At 62.1% G+C, this 17616-nt stretch carries 21 protein-coding genes; 15 read left to right on the forward strand and 6 right to left on the reverse strand.

The features are described 5' to 3' along the window. Positions 1–53 precede the first annotated feature (53 nt). Positions 54–704, reverse strand: coding sequence for an ImuA family protein (locus tag V8J81_RS03460; protein ID WP_368474356.1), 651 nt, complete (start codon positions 702–704; stop codon positions 54–56). A gap of 98 nt (positions 705–802) precedes the next feature. Between V8J81_RS03460 and V8J81_RS03465 the strand changes: the two genes are divergently transcribed. From V8J81_RS03465 to V8J81_RS03475, 3 genes are all read left to right on the forward strand, one after another. Continuing rightward, complete coding sequence (locus V8J81_RS03465; RefSeq protein WP_368474357.1) at positions 803–1846, forward strand: aldo/keto reductase; 1044 nt, start codon at positions 803–805, stop codon at positions 1844–1846. A 9-nt stretch (positions 1847–1855) separates the two neighbouring features. Beyond that, complete coding sequence (locus V8J81_RS03470; protein ID WP_368474358.1) at positions 1856–2548, forward strand: SGNH/GDSL hydrolase family protein; 693 nt, start codon at positions 1856–1858, stop codon at positions 2546–2548. Positions 2549–2658: 110 nt separating this feature from the next. Further along, on the forward strand, positions 2659–3792 hold the full coding sequence (locus tag V8J81_RS03475; RefSeq protein WP_368474359.1) for a thioesterase family protein: 1134 nt from the start codon (positions 2659–2661) through the stop codon (positions 3790–3792). A 3-nt stretch (positions 3793–3795) separates the two neighbouring features. Here the strand turns inward: V8J81_RS03475 and V8J81_RS03480 are convergent, their stop codons facing one another. Together V8J81_RS03480 and V8J81_RS03485 are read right to left on the reverse strand one after the other, a co-directional pair. Beyond that, positions 3796–4236, reverse strand: coding sequence for a MaoC family dehydratase (locus V8J81_RS03480; RefSeq protein ID WP_368474360.1), 441 nt, complete (start codon positions 4234–4236; stop codon positions 3796–3798). Continuing rightward, positions 4233–5096 carry a helix-turn-helix domain-containing protein gene (locus V8J81_RS03485; protein ID WP_368474361.1) on the reverse strand — a complete coding sequence of 288 codons (864 nt, stop codon included), beginning with the start codon at positions 5094–5096 and terminating at the stop codon, positions 4233–4235. Before V8J81_RS03485 ends, V8J81_RS03480 begins: the two co-directional genes overlap by 4 nt. Before the next feature lie 128 nt (positions 5097–5224). Between V8J81_RS03485 and V8J81_RS03490 the strand changes: the two genes are divergently transcribed. Continuing rightward, entirely contained in the window at positions 5225–6094 is an 870-nt protein-coding gene (locus V8J81_RS03490; protein ID WP_368474362.1) for a fatty acid desaturase, read from the forward strand. A gap of 37 nt (positions 6095–6131) precedes the next feature. Then, positions 6132–7046 (forward strand): EamA family transporter, encoded by a 915-nt coding sequence (locus V8J81_RS03495; RefSeq protein WP_368474363.1) that lies wholly within the window; start codon positions 6132–6134, stop codon positions 7044–7046. Positions 7047–7052: 6 nt separating this feature from the next. On the opposite strand, the gene V8J81_RS03500 is transcribed toward V8J81_RS03495, so the two are convergent. Both V8J81_RS03500 and V8J81_RS03505 read right to left on the reverse strand, forming a co-directional pair. Then, positions 7053–7736: an NUDIX hydrolase gene (locus tag V8J81_RS03500; RefSeq protein WP_368474364.1), complete on the reverse strand. Its 684-nt coding sequence runs from the start codon at positions 7734–7736 to the stop codon at positions 7053–7055. Further along, the gene (locus V8J81_RS03505; RefSeq protein WP_368474365.1) at positions 7709–8101 is read right to left on the reverse strand and encodes a DUF983 domain-containing protein; all 393 of its coding nucleotides are present in this window, start codon (positions 8099–8101) and stop codon (positions 7709–7711) included. The genes V8J81_RS03500 and V8J81_RS03505 overlap by 28 nt, the downstream gene beginning before the upstream one ends. A 153-nt stretch (positions 8102–8254) precedes the next feature. Here V8J81_RS03505 and V8J81_RS03510 point away from each other — a divergent pair, with 153 nt between their 5' ends. From V8J81_RS03510 to V8J81_RS03525, 4 genes are all read left to right on the forward strand, one after another. Beyond that, positions 8255–8746, forward strand: a complete 492-nt coding sequence (locus tag V8J81_RS03510; protein WP_368474366.1) for an EF-hand domain-containing protein — start codon at positions 8255–8257, stop codon at positions 8744–8746. A 78-nt stretch (positions 8747–8824) separates the two neighbouring features. Then, on the forward strand, positions 8825–9412 hold the full coding sequence (locus tag V8J81_RS03515; RefSeq protein WP_368474367.1) for an RNA polymerase sigma factor: 588 nt from the start codon (positions 8825–8827) through the stop codon (positions 9410–9412). Next, complete coding sequence (locus tag V8J81_RS03520; RefSeq protein WP_368474368.1) at positions 9402–9773, forward strand: hypothetical protein; 372 nt, start codon at positions 9402–9404, stop codon at positions 9771–9773. The genes V8J81_RS03515 and V8J81_RS03520 overlap by 11 nt, the downstream gene beginning before the upstream one ends. Further along, positions 9766–10263: a periplasmic heavy metal sensor gene (locus tag V8J81_RS03525; protein WP_368474369.1), complete on the forward strand. Its 498-nt coding sequence runs from the start codon at positions 9766–9768 to the stop codon at positions 10261–10263. Before V8J81_RS03520 ends, V8J81_RS03525 begins: the two co-directional genes overlap by 8 nt. A 9-nt stretch (positions 10264–10272) precedes the next feature. Here V8J81_RS03525 and V8J81_RS03530 read toward each other — a convergent pair whose 3' ends face one another. After that, positions 10273–11664: a diguanylate cyclase domain-containing protein gene (locus V8J81_RS03530; RefSeq protein ID WP_368474370.1), complete on the reverse strand. Its 1392-nt coding sequence runs from the start codon at positions 11662–11664 to the stop codon at positions 10273–10275. Between the two features lie 116 nt (positions 11665–11780). Between V8J81_RS03530 and V8J81_RS03535 the strand changes: the two genes are divergently transcribed. The 6 genes from V8J81_RS03535 to V8J81_RS03560 all read left to right on the forward strand — a co-directional run bounded on the left by V8J81_RS03535 (position 11781) and on the right by V8J81_RS03560 (position 17577). Beyond that, positions 11781–12059, forward strand: a complete 279-nt coding sequence (locus V8J81_RS03535) for a DUF3572 domain-containing protein (protein ID WP_368474371.1) — start codon at positions 11781–11783, stop codon at positions 12057–12059. Positions 12060–12062: 3 nt separating this feature from the next. Further along, positions 12063–12755 (forward strand): HAD family hydrolase, encoded by a 693-nt coding sequence (locus V8J81_RS03540; protein WP_368474372.1) that lies wholly within the window; start codon positions 12063–12065, stop codon positions 12753–12755. 100 nt (positions 12756–12855) lie between these two features. Further along, positions 12856–14418: a trimethylamine methyltransferase family protein gene (locus tag V8J81_RS03545; protein WP_368477592.1), complete on the forward strand. Its 1563-nt coding sequence runs from the start codon at positions 12856–12858 to the stop codon at positions 14416–14418. An 83-nt stretch (positions 14419–14501) separates the two neighbouring features. Next, positions 14502–15089 (forward strand): heme NO-binding domain-containing protein, encoded by a 588-nt coding sequence (locus V8J81_RS03550; RefSeq protein ID WP_368474373.1) that lies wholly within the window; start codon positions 14502–14504, stop codon positions 15087–15089. Beyond that, entirely contained in the window at positions 15086–16126 is a 1041-nt protein-coding gene (locus V8J81_RS03555) for a diguanylate cyclase domain-containing protein (protein WP_368474374.1), read from the forward strand. Before V8J81_RS03550 ends, V8J81_RS03555 begins: the two co-directional genes overlap by 4 nt. Before the next feature lie 119 nt (positions 16127–16245). Next, a complete protein-coding gene (locus tag V8J81_RS03560) occupies positions 16246–17577 on the forward strand; it encodes an ABC1 kinase family protein (RefSeq protein WP_368474375.1) in 1332 nt (443 codons plus the stop codon). Positions 17578–17616: the final 39 nt, after the last annotated feature.

Below are 17616 nucleotides of genomic sequence, written 5' to 3' on the forward strand. Positions count from 1 at the left end.
CGCCGATCCTTGACCCGCGATCCAAGGGCGGTGTGGGCGTCGCTGGGTTTGGGTCAGGCCAGGTGGAGCGTGCGCGCCTGCGCCTGCGACGGTTCCGGTCTGGGTTCAGCGGTGATGGCTACTTTGCCCTGTGTGCCCCGTTCCACCATCCATTCCCCCGGCGCGGCGTCGCGGGCGCGCAGGCGGGCGAGGGTCCAGCTTTCGGCGTCAGTGCGGTGGGTTGGGGTGAGGCTCCACCTTGTCTCAATGCCCGCAGACCCGCCTTCGCCGGGGGTCAGCAAAAGACCTAGCGGCGCGCGGCCTGTCTGTTCGGCCCCGGCCTCAGCCGCCAGATGCAGGCGGCGCACGGGCGTCAGGCCCGGTGGCTCGGGCAGGTCACAAACCACCAGATCCGAGAGGCCTGTGCGCAACGCCTCTTCCATGCACCACAGAAGATCGGCGGGGCGGCAGCATTCCACGAAGATCAGGCGGGCGGGATCAATCTCGGCCCGGACACCGGCCATATGCAGCCGGTCGGGGTGCCAATCGGGGCGGATCCACAGCACCTCACGCGGGGTCGTCTGCGCCAGCCAAAGGGCAAGGCGGCGGCGGGCAGGACCGCAGGCTTCGTGAGCGCGGGCGCCTTGCAGGTTGAACCGGTCGAGCAGGCGCAGGCCCGGGCGCGTCTTGCGGTGGGATTGGCGGGTGATGCGGGGCAGGTCCATGGAGGAGGAGTATAGATGTTCTTGATATGTTCTCAAGTCTTGCGTTCGGGACGTGGCCCGCTACTTTGCCCTTTCACGAGACGCGAAAAGGACAGTCCATGCGCCAAATCCCCCTCGGCAACACAGACGAGACGATCACCGATTACTGCCTGGGCACGATGACCTGGGGCACGCAGACGCCGGAGGCCGATGCCCATCGCCAGATGGACATGGCGTTGGAGGCGGGCATGTATGTGGTCGACACCGCCGAGATGTATCCCGTAAACCCGATCAGCGCCGAGACCGTTGGCGTGACCGAAGAGATCGTGGGACGCTGGAACGCAGCCAATCCGAGTCGGCGGGGTGAGTATACGCTGGCGACCAAGCATTCCGGGCTGAACGACCGCTTTGTACGCTTCGGACAGCCCATCAGCGGGGCCACGTTTACCGAGGCGTTAGAGGGATCGCTGCGGCGGCTACAGACGGATTGCATCGACATCTATCAGCTGCATTGGCCGAACCGGGGCAGCTACATGTTCCGCCAGAACTGGACCTATACGCCGAAGGGCGACAAGGCGGAGATCCTGGCCAACATGCACGATGTCCTGGAGGCAGCGGGTGCGGCCGTGAAAGCGGGCAAGATGCGCCACTTCGCGCTTTCGAACGAAAGCGCGTGGGGGACGGCGAACTGGATCCGTCTGGCCGATGAGCATGGGCTGCCGCGCGTGCAAACCGTGCAGAACGAATACTCGCTGATGTGCCGGATGTATGACACGGACATGGGCGAGTTGAGCGTGCACGAGCAGGTGACGTTGCTGGCCTTTTCGCCTTTGGCAACGGGCTTGCTGACGGGCAAATATCAGGGCGGCGCCGTGCCGGAGGGCAGTCGCATGACGTTGCAGCCTGAGATGGGTGGGCGGAAGACCGATCGCGCGTTTGAGGCGGCGGGGGCCTATCTGGACGTGGCGCGCAAGCATGGGATTGATCCGGTGCATATGGCGTTGGCCTTTACGGTGCAGCGGCCCTTTGCGGTCTCGACCATTTTCGGGGCGACGACTTGTGACCAGCTTCAGCACATCATCGACGGCAAGGATACCGTCCTGAGTGATGAGGTGATGGCGGATTTGGATGACGTCCACCGGGCGCATCCGATGCCATACTAAGGGGCTGCCATGGCGCTGTTGCGGGCTGCATTCTTGTCGCCGGTGATTGTGCCGCAATTGGTGTGGGTGCGGCTGAGAGCGTCGCGCTTGCCGGAAGCGGCTGGGCCGCGGGAGGGGCAGACCGGGGCGGGGCGCGCGCTGAGGGTGTTGGTGATCGGCGACAGCACGGCGGCGGGTGTCGGAGTTGAGACGCAGGCCGAAGCGCTGGCGGGCCAGCTTTCGAGCGATCTTGCACGTGATCATAGCGTCACCTGGAAGCTGGTGGCGCGGTCGGGGGCCATTGTGCCGGACCTGTTGGAAATGCTGGCGGGCGTCGAGGGCAGCTTTGACTGTGCCTTGATCTGCCAGGGTGTGAATGACGCGAAGAATGGCCGGTTGCAGCCGAATTTCGAGCGTGAATATGCCTCGCTTCTGCGGACATTGTCGGACCGGTTCGGGGTGCGAACGATCGTCTGCTCGGGCCTGCCGCCGATGCAGTTTTTCACATTGCTGCCGCGCCCGTTGCGGGATGTGCTGGGAGCGCGGGCGGCGCGGTTTGACCGGGCGATTGCAGGCTTGGCAGACGCCCATCCCGGCGCGCAGTTTCTGCCGATGAATTTCACCGATGATGTGTCGCTGATGGCCTCTGACGGGTTTCATCCCGGTCCGCGTATCTATGCGATGTGGGCGGAACGGGCGGCTGAGATGATGCGGGCGGGCTAAGGGGGCGCTGCCCCTGCGCTACGCGCTCCCCCGACATATTTGCGGAACAAAGATGGGGCGGGTTGCGTGGAGGATTTGACAGCGTCAGGGTGCGGGGAGGGGAGATTTCCATGGCCAATATCCTGATCTACGGGGACAGTAATTCGCACGGGACCAAGCCGTTGAAGGTGTTGGGGGCGTTTGATCGTTACGGCGAGGCGGACAGGTGGCCGGATGTGATGGCGGCGGCCCTTGGTCCGGGGCACGGGGTGATTTGTGAGGGGCTGCCGGGGCGCACGACGGTGCATCACGATCCGGTCGATGGTGGCAATCGCAACGGGGCAGAGGTTCTGCCTGCGGTGTTGTTGAGCCACTTGCCGCTCGATCTGGTGATCGTGATGTTGGGCACGAATGACCTGAAGCCGCGCTTTGCGACCTCGGCCTTTGATATCGGCAAGTCGGTGGAGCGGCTTTTGCGGGAAACGCGCACGCTTTTGCCGGATGTTGCCATGATGGCTGTGGCCCCGGCGCCTGTGCGAGAGACGGGCGTATTGACGGAGGCCTTTGCGGGTGCGGAGGCGCGGCAGGTGGGATTGGCCGACCACATTCGCGGTGCGGCGGAGCGGATCGGCGCGGGCTTTGTGGATGCGGGCGCGCATGTAGCGATCTCGGATGTGGATGGTGTCCATTGGGAGGCGGAGGCGCATCGCCGTTTCGGCGCGGTGATGGCGGAGGCCGTGACGGGGCTGGTGGACATTGCTGTGCCGAAGGCCGCGGGCCGCTTGCCTGCACCGGACCCGAGCGCGCCGGAGCCGCCCGTGACACTCGCCATGGAAGTGCCGCGGGATTGGGTCGACTACAACGGGCACATGAACGAGGCGCATTACCTGCGCGCTTTCTCGGACGCGACCGACCAGATGCTGGACTGGGCCCGGATGGATGCGGCCTGCGTTGCGGCGGGGCATTCGGTGTTCACGGTCGAGACACATATTCGGCATTTGGGAGAGGTCGATATTGGCGACCGGATCGAGGTGCGCACGCGAGTGCTGGAGGGGGGCGGAAAGAAGCTTCACGTCTGGCACGAAATGTGTGTGGGCGATCAGCTCTGCGCGACGGGGGAGCAATTGCTGCTGCATATGGACATGGCAACGCGCCGTTCGGCCTTGCCGCGAGAGGATGTGGGCGACTGGCTGGGGGCCGCATATGCGGCGCATGCCGGGCTGCCCGCGCCCGACGGGTTGGGGCGGTTCGTCGGGCAGCGCTAGAAGCTAAAAGTGCAGCAGTACGAGCCAATCGGCGATTAGGGCCGGTGTCTCCTCCCCCTCAATTTCCATGCGAACTGCGAGCGTTAGGAGGACGCGGTTCGGGGCTTTCTCAGTTACGCTATTCAGCGTGAAATGCGCCCGAAGGCGTGCATCTGACGGCACGGCGGCGAGAAACCGCAGCCGGTCGAAACCATAGTTGATCGAGCTTTCGTAGGGGCCAAGCGCGGGCACGACATCGTAGGCTAGAGTGGAGAGCAGGGACAGCGTCAGGAAACCGTGTGCCACAGTGATTCCGTATGGGCCCTGAGCTGCGGCGTCGGGGTCGATATGGATGAATTGGCGATCTTCGGTAACATCGGCGAAGGTGTCTATGCGAGGCTGATCCACCTTGATCCAGCGCGAGGTGCCGAGGGATTTTCCAATCATGTGGCCGAAACGGGTCATTGGATGCCGTCCCGAAGCTGCTTGAGCGTTTGCGGAATATCGCGGGCCGAAATCGTGGCCTCCCGCACCAGATAGTCGAAATGGCGGGTGATGGCGCGCACACGGTCGCGGTCGCGGAAGGCGAGGTAATGCTGGCCCATATAGATCACCGCCATTTTCGGGCCGAAAACCGTGACTGGGGCGGAAAAGACGGCGCGGGCATCGAATAGGAACAGGCGCAGGCCGGGGTAAAGGCGGTCGTAGATCTCAGCCATCCAGTCGAGTTGCTCGATACGGATCGTGGGGTCGAGGCCCGCATAATACCCTTCGGCCCGCGCGAAGCTTTCGAGTTCGTGGATCGGCAGGGCCATCTCGTAATCGCTTTCAGTGAGGCGCAACCAGTCCAGCCGTTCGGCGGCGGCGTCAATCGCGGCCTCGGGGCGCTTGTGCGTGACGGGCGCATATTCCCATTGCAGCATGGCGTTGGTTTTCAGCACATCGGGCAAAGTCGCGGGCACATGGCGGATCTTGTAGCCCTCAGCCTCGCGCTGCCATTCGAAGATCTGATCGTCGAGCGTGGTCGCCCGCCCGGTTTCCGAGATCGACAGCGAGCTTTCCAGCAATTTGCCCGCCTGTTCCGGGCGGTCGGTGAGGCCCAGAAGCCAGTCGGCGGAGACATCGAGCGCCTGCGCACAGGCGGCCACAACATGGCCACCGGGCACGCGCGCCGTCTCCCCCGACAGGATCTGCGTGATGGTGGACCGGTCCACGCGCACGGCCCGGGCCAAGGCCGCGCGGCTGAGGCCAGAAGCGGCCAAAGCGGCACTCAGCCGATCCGTGAACAGGCGTGCGCGATCTCGTTTGTCGATTTCTTGCAGCATTGTTGGGTTTATCAAACGATGTTGGTTTCATGTGGAGCAAACACTGACTGCTCCTGACAATCAAGTCCCGCTAAAGTTGAGGCACGGCGCAGGGGACGCGCCGCCCTTGAACATTGTCAGGAGACTTCATGCGGATCGAGTGGCCGACACTCGGGCTTATCGCCTTGTGCTATTGCGTCTGGACGGGCGCCCTGTTCCTGCCAATCTGGGCGGCGTTCCCGGTTCTGGCATTGGCCATCGCGCTACAATCCTCGCTGCAACATGAAGTGCTGCACGGGCATCCGTTCGGCGACCGGCGGTTGGGGGAGCCGTTGGTTTTTGCCAGCCTCAACCTCGCCATTCCATATCTTCGTTTCCGCGAGACGCATCTGGCGCACCATATGGATGCGAACCTGACAGACCCATATGATGATCCGGAAAGCAATTACATGGACCCGGCGGTTTGGGCAAAATTTAAAGCCCCAGTGCGTGCTCTTCTGGCTTGGAACAACACTTTGTTGGGGCGGATGCTCTTGGGGCCATTGCTGGGCCAGATCGCCTTCATGGCGGCAGATGCGCGTTTGATCCGGGCCGGAGATCGTGCGGTCGCATGGGCCTGGCTTGCACATATCGCGGCAAGCGCGGCCGTTGTTTGGATCGTTATGCTGTCACCGTTTCCTATATGGGCCTACCTGATTGCCTGCTATCTGGGTCTTGGCATCCTGAAAATCCGTACATTTCTGGAGCATCAGGCCCATGAACGCGCGCGGGGGCGGACCGTGATTATCGAAGATCGCGGGCCATTGGCGTTCCTGTTCCTCAACAACAACTTGCATGTCGTGCACCACATGCACCCCAAGCTGCCCTGGTATCGCCTGCCGCAGATCTACTTCAACAATCGCGAACGGTATCTGCGCCGCAATGACGGCTACCGGTATGCCAGTTACGGCCAGATCTTCCGGCGGCATCTGCTGCGCGCCAAGGATCCTGTGCCGCACCCGCTTTATTCGCAGAAATAGCTTGGCAATCCGGGCGGGCGCTTCCATGGCTTAGGCCATGCCGTTTTGGATCATCGCCTCTGTCTTTGCAGCGTTCATGCAGAACCTGCGTTTCATTCTGCAGCGGCAGTTGAAGGTCACGACGCTATCGACGGGCGGCGCGACATGGGCGCGCTTTGCCTTCGCGGTGCCGTTCGTGGCCTTGGCTTTGGTCGCTTACAAGACCGTCAGCGGGCAAGGCTGGCCAAGTATCGGCTCGGGCTATTTGCAGTACATCGTGGCGGGCGCATTGGCGCAGATGCTCGCGACGGCCTGTGTTGTGGCCCTGTTCGCGCGGCGCAATTTCTATGTTGGCATCACGCTGAAGAAGTCCGAGGTGATCCTGACGGCCCTTGTGGGTTTTGTGGTGCTTGGGGAAGCTGTATCGGCACCAGTTCTGCTGGCAATCGCAGTGGGCTTTGCGGGTGTGCTTGCCCTTTCCGACCCGCCACAGGAAACCGGCCTGCCTTGGACGGCGCGAGTGTTTAACTCGGCCTCAGGGTATGGCTTGGCGTCAGGCTTGCTCTTCGGGGTGTCGGCGGTCTGCTACAGGGGGGCGACTCTGGCGTTGGAGGGCGGCGATGCACCGCTGCGCGCGGCGTTCGCGCTGCTGGCGGCGACGATTGTGCAAACACTAGTGCTGGGCCTTTACCTCGCGTCGCGCGAACGGGGCGAGATCATGCGCGTTCTGGCATCGTGGCGAATTTCGGGGCTGACGGGGCTGACCTCCATGCTGGGATCGCTTGGTTGGTTCACCGCCTTCGCCTTGCAGACAGCGGCCTATGTCAAGGCGGTCGGCCAGATTGAGTTGGTCTTCACCTTCCTGTTCTCGGCCTTTTGGCTGCGCGAGAAGACGTCACGCAATGAGGTGATCGGAATAGCGTTGATCCTGATCTCAATCTGCCTTGTTTTCTGGGCGGCCTGGCCCGGTTGATTGCCCTTACAGACGCCGGAACCGGCTTTCGGCGGTGGAATTGTCGAAAAAGGGCACACCCGGTACGGCGCGGCCTTCGACGCGGGCGGTCAGTTCGGACAGGACAACTTCGGTGATGAACGGCATGTCGAAGCCACGCACTTCATCTAGCGCGACCCATTGCAGGTGGCTCAACTCATCCTCCGCGCCCGAGAAATCATCGGGGTCGGAAGCCAGAGCTGCTGCGTTCACTAGAAAGAACCGCGCATCGAAGCGGCGTGGTCGGCCGGGCGGCGTGATGGCGCGGAACACGTATTCCAGTGCCGCACCGTCGGGCAGATGGCCGGTCGCCAGATAGCCGCGCCAACCTCGCGGCGCGTCTAGGGCTGCAGCGCGCGTGTCTTTCGCGCCGAGAAGCAGGCCGGTTTCCTCCCACAACTCTCGTACAGCGGCATTGATTAGGGCATCGGCGCCGTCCTCTAACCGGGTCGCGCAGTCCTGCTTTGGCGGGCGGGCGAGCGGGATCGTGGCATCCACGGCATCCACCGCGCCACCGGGGAAGACAAATTTGGAGGGCATGAAAACGGCCGATTTCCCGCGTTGGCCCATCAACACGCGTGGCCGCGTTTCCGCGTCGCGCAGCACGATCACCGTCGCGGCGTCGCGGATGGGCACCGCTTCGGTCAAAAGCCGTGCATCCGCTTCGCCCATTGGATGCCGACGATCATGCCCTTGAACCTCGGCAACAGCGCCAGTGCCATGACCGTTACGCCAATGCAGAAGGTCAGCGCCAGCAACCACGGCTCTGGCTGCCAGGTTTCATAGACCAGCAATTGCAGCGTCCCCATGACCTTGGCCGTCAGCAGGATCGACAGATAGGCCGGGCCGTCATCGGCGCGCGCGTGGGACAGATCCTCGCCGCAGCTTGGGCATTCTGCCCGCAGCTTGAGGTATTTGCTGTAAAGCCCGCCTTCGCCGCACTTCGGGCAGCGATGGCGCAGGCCGTTGCGAACGGCGGGCCATGTTGGCCGTTCGGGCAGGGCGGGGCGGTAGATGTCGGCGGTTTCTGTGTCCATGGCCCTTAAATGCGCCTCTTGCTTGCGTGGGTAAAGCCCTTGCCCCGCGACCTGCGCGCGCGGGCCGGGAAATATTTTCATCTTTTTTGCGACGGAACCCGCCGGATGCCCCGTGGAACCTATCAGACAGGCACGAAACAAAGGAGAATTCGCATGTCGATGATGAAAGCTGGCCTACTGGCCCTGATGATCCCCACGGCCCTTGCCGCACCCGCCTTCGCACAAGAAGCCGGTGGTGAGCCGCCGCGCATGATCTTTCAGGAGCTGGACGCCGACGGCAACGGCGCTGTGACGCTGGAAGAGCTGCAGGCCGCTGGTGAGGCTCGCTTTGCGCGCGCCGATACGGATGGCGATGGCGCGTTGAGCCGGGAGGAGTTGATCGCCCGGGGCGAGGCGCGCATCGAGGCGCGTGTGGACCGGATGTTGGAGCGTCTGGACGCCAATGGCGACGGCCAGTTGACTGAGGCCGAAATGGAAGAGGCCCGCGAGGGTCGCGGACATCGCCATGGCCGCGGTGGCCCCAGCCCTGAGCGTATGTTCGAGCGTCTCGATGCGGACGGGGATGGCAGTGTGACCGAGGCTGAGTTCGACGAAGGTGTTGCCCGGTTCCTGGAACGGATGGGCCGCCGCCACGGCAATAACTGAGGCAGGGCCAAACCGGAGGGGGCGGTCGTTCAGGTCCGCCCCCTCCCCAAGACCGGCGGGGCAGGGTAGACAAGGTGCATGGCAGGGCAAACTGGCTCAGATCTGGACGCGCTGGATGATGGCGCCTTGATGGTGCTGTTCGCCAATGGCGATCCCGGGGCGGCGCGGCTGTTGACCGAGCGCCTTTTGCCGCGCGCCTTTCGCCATGCGGCCCGCGTGTTGGGGGACCGGGCCGAAGCCGAAGATCTGGCGCAGGAAGCGATGCTGCGTTTGTGGAAAGCTGCTGCAGACTGGCGCACCGACGGCACGGCAAAGCCCGCCACATGGCTGCATAAAGTGGTCGCGAACCTCGCCATTGACCGGCTTAGACGGTCTGGCCGTTCGGTGGAGTTGGGCGATGATGATTTCGCTGATGCCACACCGAGCGTCGAGGCGCAGATGCAGGACGGTGCGCGGGCAAGCGCGCTGGACCAAGCGCTGCGAACCTTGCCGGAACGGCAAAGGCAGGCGGTTGTGTTGCGGCACATCGAGGGGCTTTCGAACCCCGAGATCGCCGAGATTTTGGAAATAGGCGTCGAAGCGGTTGAAAGCTTGACGGCACGGGGAAAACGGGCGTTGAAGGCAGCGCTGGAAGGTCAGAAGGAGGCCTTGGGTTATGGCACGTGAACCAGATACGGATGCTGCGCTGGACGCACTGTTTGCCGAGGCGAAGGCCGAGGTGCCGGATGACGCGCTGATGGCACGGGTGCTAGCCGATGCCCATGCGGTGCAAGCCGAGCGAGAGCGCCCTGTTACGACCCCCGTCGCCCCGCAACGGGGTTGGTTGGCGCGGATTGCGGAGGGCTTGGGCGGCTGGGGTGCGTTTGGCGGCGTTACCGCGGCCGGTGTGATGGGATTGGCCATTGGCCTTTTCTCGCCCGATGCCGTCAGCGATCTGGTCGGCACTGAGGTCTTTGGGCTGGAGGCCGTATCCTACGAGATTACCCCGGATATGGGCGCGCTGTGGTTGGAGGTGGATGATGTCTGAACAAACACCCGCACCGACGCGCACGGGGCGTGGATTGAAAATCGCCTTGGCGCTTTCGCTTGCGCTTAACCTTGCCGTGGTGGGGTTGATCGGCGGCGCTGTTTTGGGCGGACGCAACCAAGGTGGCGAACAGGGCTCAGGAGGCCCGGCGCTCCGCACGCTTGGGTTGGGGCCATTTGCTGTTGCCCTGTCGCGCGACGACCGTGAGGAATTGCGGGCCCGGATCAGCGAGCAGGGCACACCCGTGCGGGATGAGCGGCGCGCCATCGGGCAGGCGTTGCGCGAAGTGCAGGCGGCGCTTTTGGCCGAACCCTTTGACCGTGCTGCGGCAGAAGCCGCTTTTGAGCGCTCCCGAGACCGGGTGATCGGGCTGCAGGAGCTTGGTCACGGCGCGTTGCTGGATCAGATAGAGACGATGAGCGCCGAGGAACGCGCTGATCTTGCAGAAAGCCTCAATCGCGTCATGCGCAGGTTCGGCGGTAGGCGATAGGCACAATGGTCAGGCGGCGGTGTCGGAGATCATGCTGACCTGATTGCGCCCATGGGATTTGGCGGAATAAAGCGCCATGTCGGCTTCATGGATCAGCATTTCCGGTGTCGCAAACCCGCCTAGATCGACAGGATAGGTCAGACCGACACTTGCCGTTACCTGAACTGGGGGCGTGCCGCCTTCGATATCGAATGGTGACTCGCCGATGGAGCGACACAGGCGCTCGGCGCATTCGACGGCGTCGGCATGGTTGATGGGCGACAGGCAAATCAGGAATTCTTCCCCGCCAATGCGGGCCAGCAGATCACCGTTGCGCAATTGTGTGCGCAGACGTGCGGCGACTTGCTTCAAGATCGCGTCGCCCGCCCTGTGGCCAAAAGTGTCGTTCACATGCTTGAAATGATCGAGGTCGAGCATCATCACGGCTGGTCCCGGACCGGGGCGCGACATCATCAATTCCAGTTGCGGAATGGCGTAGCGTCGGTTGTGCAGGCCAGTCAGCGGGTCGCAAACTGCCGCCTCCAGCCCCGCGCGGACACTGGCGCGCATCCGGTCTGACTGCCGCTTGCGATCCAGTTGGGCTGAGATCCGGATCGCCAGTTCTTTGGCGTCAAACGGGTCGTGGAGCACGTCATTCGCACCAAGGTCCAGCGCAATTGCTGCCCGTTCGGTATCCCCTTCGGGCAAGATCATGAGTGTCGCGGCATGGCGTGTTCCGGCGCGCGAGCGCAGGTCAGACAGCAAGCGCAGGCCCTCATTGCGCTGCGCCAAATCGACTGAAATCACGAAAACGTCCGTGGACGCGCCGCTATCTGTGCTGGCCTCGGTCAACGCCGCTTCACGCGGGATGATGGCGACCGTTCCACCCAAGCGATCTTCAATGGCTGTTTTCCACAAGATCGCGCCGCGGGGACCGGGGGCCACAAGCGCCACCTTGCCGGGGGCCGCTTTTGCGCTGAAGCCTGCGGCATCCTCCGCAAAGCCGAATGCGGCGACAGTGTCGTTGCCGCCTTGGATTTCACGCACGGCATCGCGGGCCCTGAGCAATGATCGCACACGGGCGAGCAATGTGACTTCTTCAACAGGTTTGGTCAGGAAATCGTTGGCTCCCGCCTCCAAACCTTCCATTTTTGCATCTTGGTCGCTGAGCGCAGTGATCAACACAACTGGAATGCCGGATGTCTCGGGGTTAGCCTTCAGGGCGCGGCAGACGTCCACGCCGCTCATGTCAGGCATCATGATGTCGAGCAGGATCAGGTCAGGCTTCGTTTCGCGCGCCACACGCAATGCATCGTGCCCGTTATCGGCCTGCTCCACACTGTAACAGGCAGCCGCCAGTTTGACCTTCATGACGATGCGATTGGTCGCCACGTCATCAACGATCAGAATTCGCCCGGCCATGGCACCCTCTCACTCAACGGATCATACTGGGCAGGCGCAAGCCATGCCTGTAACACTGGACCAAACCTGACCTGCAAAGGTTAACAAACCCTTTAAGGTGAAATGGATCGACAAGCATGCAGCAAGAAATTGCCGAGACGCAGGCACTCACCATTTTGGCGTGGCTAACGGGCGATGAAGAGCTGTTGCCGCTGTTCATGGGTGCCACGGGAACAGGTGAAGACGACATCCGGGCTAGAGCCGACGAACCTGAGTTCCTCGCCTCCGTCCTCGATTTCCTGTTGATGGATGATCAATGGGTTCTGAAAGCCTCGGAAGGCACTGACATTCCAGCACAAAACTTCCAAATGATCCGGGCGGGGCTGCCTGGCGGCGCTGTGCCGGATTGGACCTGAGCCATGGCTGAAATCGCAGGTATCTTGTTCGACAAGGACGGCGTGCTGTTTGATTTCCAGAAAACCTGGGGCGGATGGGCGGCGGATATGATCGCCGGTATTTCGCGTGGTGACAGCCTGCTGGCGCAGCGTCTGGCCGATGCTTTGGGCTACGATCTTCAGGCGCGCGTATTCCGCCCTGACAGTTTTGTGATCGCAGGAACGGCACAGCAGGTGGCCGATGCACTGGCCGCTGAGCTGTCTGAATGGGAGCCGTCGGCACTTTTTTCGCATCTGAAGGAAGAAACGGCCCGCGCCAAGCAAGCCGAGTCTGTTCCCTTGCGGACTGTGCTGACTGATCTGAAGCGCCGCGACCTGCGCCTTGGCGTGGCGACAAACGACACGGTGGACGCGGCGAAATCGAACATCGCCAGCGTCGGCGCCCTGGACCTGTTCGACTTCGTATCCGGCTCAGATAGCGGATACGGCGCAAAGCCCGAACCGGGGATGCTTTTCGGTTTTGCCGAAGCCATGGGCCTTTTGCCCGAAACTCTGGTCATGGTCGGAGACAGCACGCACGATATGCACGCGGCCAAAGCGGCTGGATTTACGCGGGTTGCTGTTTTGACAGGCGTGGCAACGGCTGCCGACCTTGCCCCGCACGCGGACGTGGTCTTGCCTGACATTGGTGCGCTCGGGGATTGGCTGGACAGCTGACCGGGTCAAATACGACGCTCTGCCGTCGCATTCCGTCCATACACATGCGCAGAGGTTGGGGATGATGCCCCTGAACCAGCCAAACTGTCAGCGTGTCCTTATGAATGAAGCCTCTCCTACCCCCCGCCGTCGCCGTGCCGGAGGCCGCGCCGCCGGAGCCGCCCGCGCCGCCGCCCATGTGATTGACCAGACGCCGTGGCGGGTGCCCGTCAACAATGACCGCCCGACCGAGCCGCTGGATGAAGAAGGCGTGCGCGCGATCCACAATGGTGCGATGCGCATTCTTTCAGAGCTTGGGATCGAATTCCTGAATGACGAGGCCATCGGCCACCTGAAAGAAGCTGGCTGCAAGGTCGAAGGGCAGACGGTCTTCTTCGAGCGAGATTTTGTAGAAGAAATGGTCGCCAAGGCGCCCGAGACTTTCACCATCACGCCGCGCAATCCGGACCGGACTCTAACCATGGGCGGCAAGCATATGGTGTTCGGCAATGTCTCAAGCCCGCCCAATGCTTGGGATATGGAGCGTGGGAAGCGGCCGGGCGACATGGAAAGCTATGTCGAGTTCATCAAGCTCACGCAGTATTTCAACTGTATCCACTTCGCAGGCGGTTACCCGGTGGAGCCGATTGATGTACATGCCTCTGTTCGTCACCTCGATTGCCTGTTTGAGAAGCTAACGCTGACCGACAAGGTGGCCCATGCCTACTCGTTGGGGGCAGAGCGCGTCGATGACGTGATGGAGATGGTGCGGATCGCCGGTGGCCTGACGCACGAGGAGTTCGGCGCCACGCCGCGGATGTACACCAACATCAACTCGGTCAGCCCGCTGAAGCACGATTTCCCGATGCTGGACGGCGCAATGCGTCTGGCGCGGCGCGGGCAGCCGACTGTGGTGACACCCTTCACACTGGCAGGAGCCATGGCGCCGGTGACGCTATCGGGCGCGGTGACGCTGAGCATTGCCGAAGGCTTGGCCGCGATTGCGCTTCTGCAATGGATCGCGCCGGGATGCCCGGTTGCGATTGGCACCTTCACCTCTAACGTCGACATGAAATCCGGCGCACCCGCTTTCGGCACGCCGGAATATATGCGGGCCACGCAGATGACCGGCCAGATGGCGCGGTTCTACAAGCTGCCGATGCGCGCCTCGGGCGTCTGTGCAGCCAACGTTCCGGATGGCCAAGCGATGTGGGAAACGGCGAATTCGCTGTGGTCAGCCGTACAATCGGGCGCAAACATGGTCTACCACGCCGCCGGTTGGCTGGAGGGCGGTTTGATCGCCAGCCCCGAAAAGTTCGTGATGGACTGCGAGTTGCTGCAGCAGATCCAGCGCTATTTCGAGCCGATGCTGCTTGGCACTGCGGAAGAGGACATCGCGATTGACGCGATCCGCGAAGTGGGGCCGGGCGGGCATTACTTTGGCTGTCAGCACACGCAGGATCGGTATCAGGAGGCATTCTATGGCCCATTCCTGTCAGATTGGCGCAATTTTGAGGCTTGGCGACTGGATGGTGCGGTCTGGACGGCGGAACGGGCCCACAAAACCTACAAGGACATCCTGAACGAGTTTGAGGCCCCGCCGATGGACATTGCGATCCGTGATGAGCTCGCGGACTTCGTGGCCCGTCGCAAATCTGAAGGTGGTGCGCCAACAGATTTCTGATTCCCAAGGCTGCAAAGGGTTTCTTTACTTCTGCCCTCTACCGTCCCGGTGAGCAGTGGTTTCAATAAGAGGCAGCTAGCCAAATGCATGGCATGATCAACGGTGCGTTCCAGGGGTTTCTTGTTGAAACCTATGGACGCGATACGTGGGACGAGGTGCGCAGCGTCGCACAGCTCAGGTTCACGGATTTTGAGGCGATGCTGCGTTACGAAGACAAGGTGACGCTGGATTGCTTCCAGGCCGCCACCGATGTGCTTCATAAACACCCCAATGCCCTTCTCGAAGATCTTGGCACCTTTTTGATCACGCATGAACCCTACGCCCCGTTGAAGCGTCTGTTGCGTTTCGGCGGAGCGACCTTGTCAGAGTTCATTCTTTCCCTGGATGAGCTGGCGGATCGCGGTCGTATGGCAATGCCGGATATCGAGATGCCAGAAATCGAGGTGTCACCTGGCGCGGAGGCGTCCTTTCGGATCAAGGCGGCATGGTCTTTGCCCGGTGTGGGGCCCATCCTTTTGGGTGCGCTGCGGGCGATGGCGGATGATTATGGCGCGCTTGCCACGCTTAGCTTGGACGGGTTCGACGGCAACAAGGAGTGTATCCGGATCGACGTGTTCGACATGGCGCATTCCGAAGGCAATGCCTTCGTTTTGGGGGCGGTGCCGACATGAATATGCAAACCTTGCCGCCCGAGACTTTTGTTGCGATGCCAAGCGGTGTGGTGGATGCCTTGCTGCCGATGCATGTCCAGGTCGACGCGGGCGGCAAGATTTCCCATATCGGGCCTACGCTGTCGAAAATGATCGGCGACGGTCCCGTATTTGATCGGCCGCTGCTGGATCTATTCTCCATTCGCCGCCCTAGTGGCATCGAGACGTTTGACGCCTTGATGAATGCGGCGGACCAACGCCTGAGCCTTTGCTTGACGCGGGCGGATCATTTGCCGTTCCGGGGGGTAATCTTGCCGCTGCAAGGGGAGGGCGGCGCGATATTAAACCTGTCTTTCGGTCTGTCTTTTGCGCGGGCGGTCGCCGAATTCTCGCTCACGCTTTCAGACTTTGCGGCAACTGACCAAACTATTGAATTGCTTTACCTTAATGAGGCCAAGGCATCGACCACGCGACTGTCTGAGCATCTGACTAATCGGCTCCAAAATGCCAACGCCATCGCACAGGAACAGGCCCGAACGGATGTTTTGACGGGTCTGTCGAACCGCCGGGCCATGGACGATGAACTTGAGCATCTTATGGCTTGCCGCGGCCAGAATTTCACGCTGATGCACCTGGACCTCGACCTGTTCAAGCAGGTCAATGACACTCACGGCCATGCTGCAGGCGATGCGGTTCTGGTGGAAATCGGGCGCATTCTGGATCGTGAATTGCGGCGCAACGATTTTCCTGCCCGGATTGGTGGTGACGAATTTCTCATCGTGCTGCGTCCCGCGCAAAGCAACGACATTGCCGCCCGGATTGCCAAGCGCATTATTGAGCGCATAGAAGAGCCGATAGATTTGGGGGATGTCACTGTCCAAATCTCGGCCAGCATTGGTATCGCCTCAACGGCTGCCTATGCGACCCGTCCGTCGATCGAACAGTTGATGAACGATGTTGATGAAGCCCTTTACGACGCAAAACGCAACGGGCGCGGGCGGTTTTGCATCTTCATGCCGGGCCAAGACGAAAGTGCCATCCTCACAGACTTGGAATGAATGCAGCCGCTGCACTGCGGTCTCCCATTCAGCACATTGGCGGTGACTGCACCTGTTCGCGTCCAGACCGCGCGCTAAATGCGATCACAATGGACAATGATCTTTAGAGCAGTCGGTGCATGTCTGAAACGCCAATGAACCCAGGGCTGCGCCCGCGTGCCGTCCCGACCGGGCGCGTCGCACGGTTTGCGCGCATGGGTGGTCTTGCGACCGGGTTGGCGGGCCAGGCCGCGATGGCGCGGGCGCGGGCGGCTGTAACCGGCGCAAAGCCAGATATGGCCTCAGCTCTGATGACCCCGCGCAACCTGACCCGCATTACGGACCGCCTTTCGGAAATGCGCGGCGCAGCGATGAAGCTGGGTCAGCTCCTTTCGATGGAAACCGGAGACGTCCTGCCGCCGGAATTGGCCGGCATTCTTGCGCGCCTACGGGCCGAAGGCGACGCGATGACGCCAAAGCAGCTGAAAGCCGTGTTGGAGGCGGCCTATGGTACTGATTTCAGACAGAATTTCAAAAGCTTCTCAACCGCCCCCTTGGCTGCTGCCTCAATCGGGCAGGTGCACCGCGCAGTCGCGCGCGATGGCATGCGGCTGGCCCTCAAACTGCAATATCCGGGTGTGAAGGAGGCCATCGACAGCGACCTCGACAATGCGGCGGGCCTGATCCGATGGTCTGGTCTCTGGCCCAAAGAGCTCGACCTTGCCCCCTTGATCGAAGAGGCGCGCAAGCAATTGCGTGAAGAGGCCGACTATTCGCGCGAAGGCCGGTACCTGACGCAATTCGGCACCCTATTGGCCGACGATGCGCGCTTCGCCGTTCCGGAGTTCCGGGAAGATTTGTCCACGGATGTCGCGCTTGCCATGTCGTTCGAAGACGCGGCCCCCATCGAGGCTTTAGCTGAGGCCGACCCAAAAGACCGCGACACAGCTGTCACCGCGTTGATCGAGCTTTGCTTGCGCGAACTGTTTGACTTCCGCGTCATGCAAACCGACCCCAACTTCGCCAATTACCGCTGGCGTGCGGAGACGGGCCAGATCGTCTTGCTGGACTTCGGTGCCACGCGCGACATTCCCGATGCGCTTGCCGAGGGCCATCTGACGCTGCTCAGGGCCGGAGTGGAGGGGCAGCGCAGCGATGTCCTCGCGGCCCTTGAGGGCATCGGCTTCGTGAAGCCGGGTCTCAGCGCCGTCCACCGTGAGGCCATTCTGGACATGGCGGACCTTGGCTTTTCGGCGCTTCGGCAGCGTGACGCTTTTGATTTCGGTGTCACCGATCTGGCAAACGAGCTGCGTCAAAAGGGGCAGGTCATCGGTCAGGAGCGGGAGCTTTGGCATCTCCCGCCCGCCGATACGCTTTTTTTGCAGCGTAAAATTGGCGGGCTTTACCTGTTGGCCACCCGGTTGGGCGCGCGGGTTGATTTGCACCACATGCTCAAACGCTGGCTCATCTGACCCACTGCACCCCTTGCGCGGTCCACCGATCTGGGGTCG

It is taken from the genome of Gymnodinialimonas sp. 202GB13-11, assembly GCF_040932485.1.
GTDB classification, from domain to species: Bacteria; Pseudomonadota; Alphaproteobacteria; order Rhodobacterales; family Rhodobacteraceae; genus Gymnodinialimonas; species Gymnodinialimonas hymeniacidonis.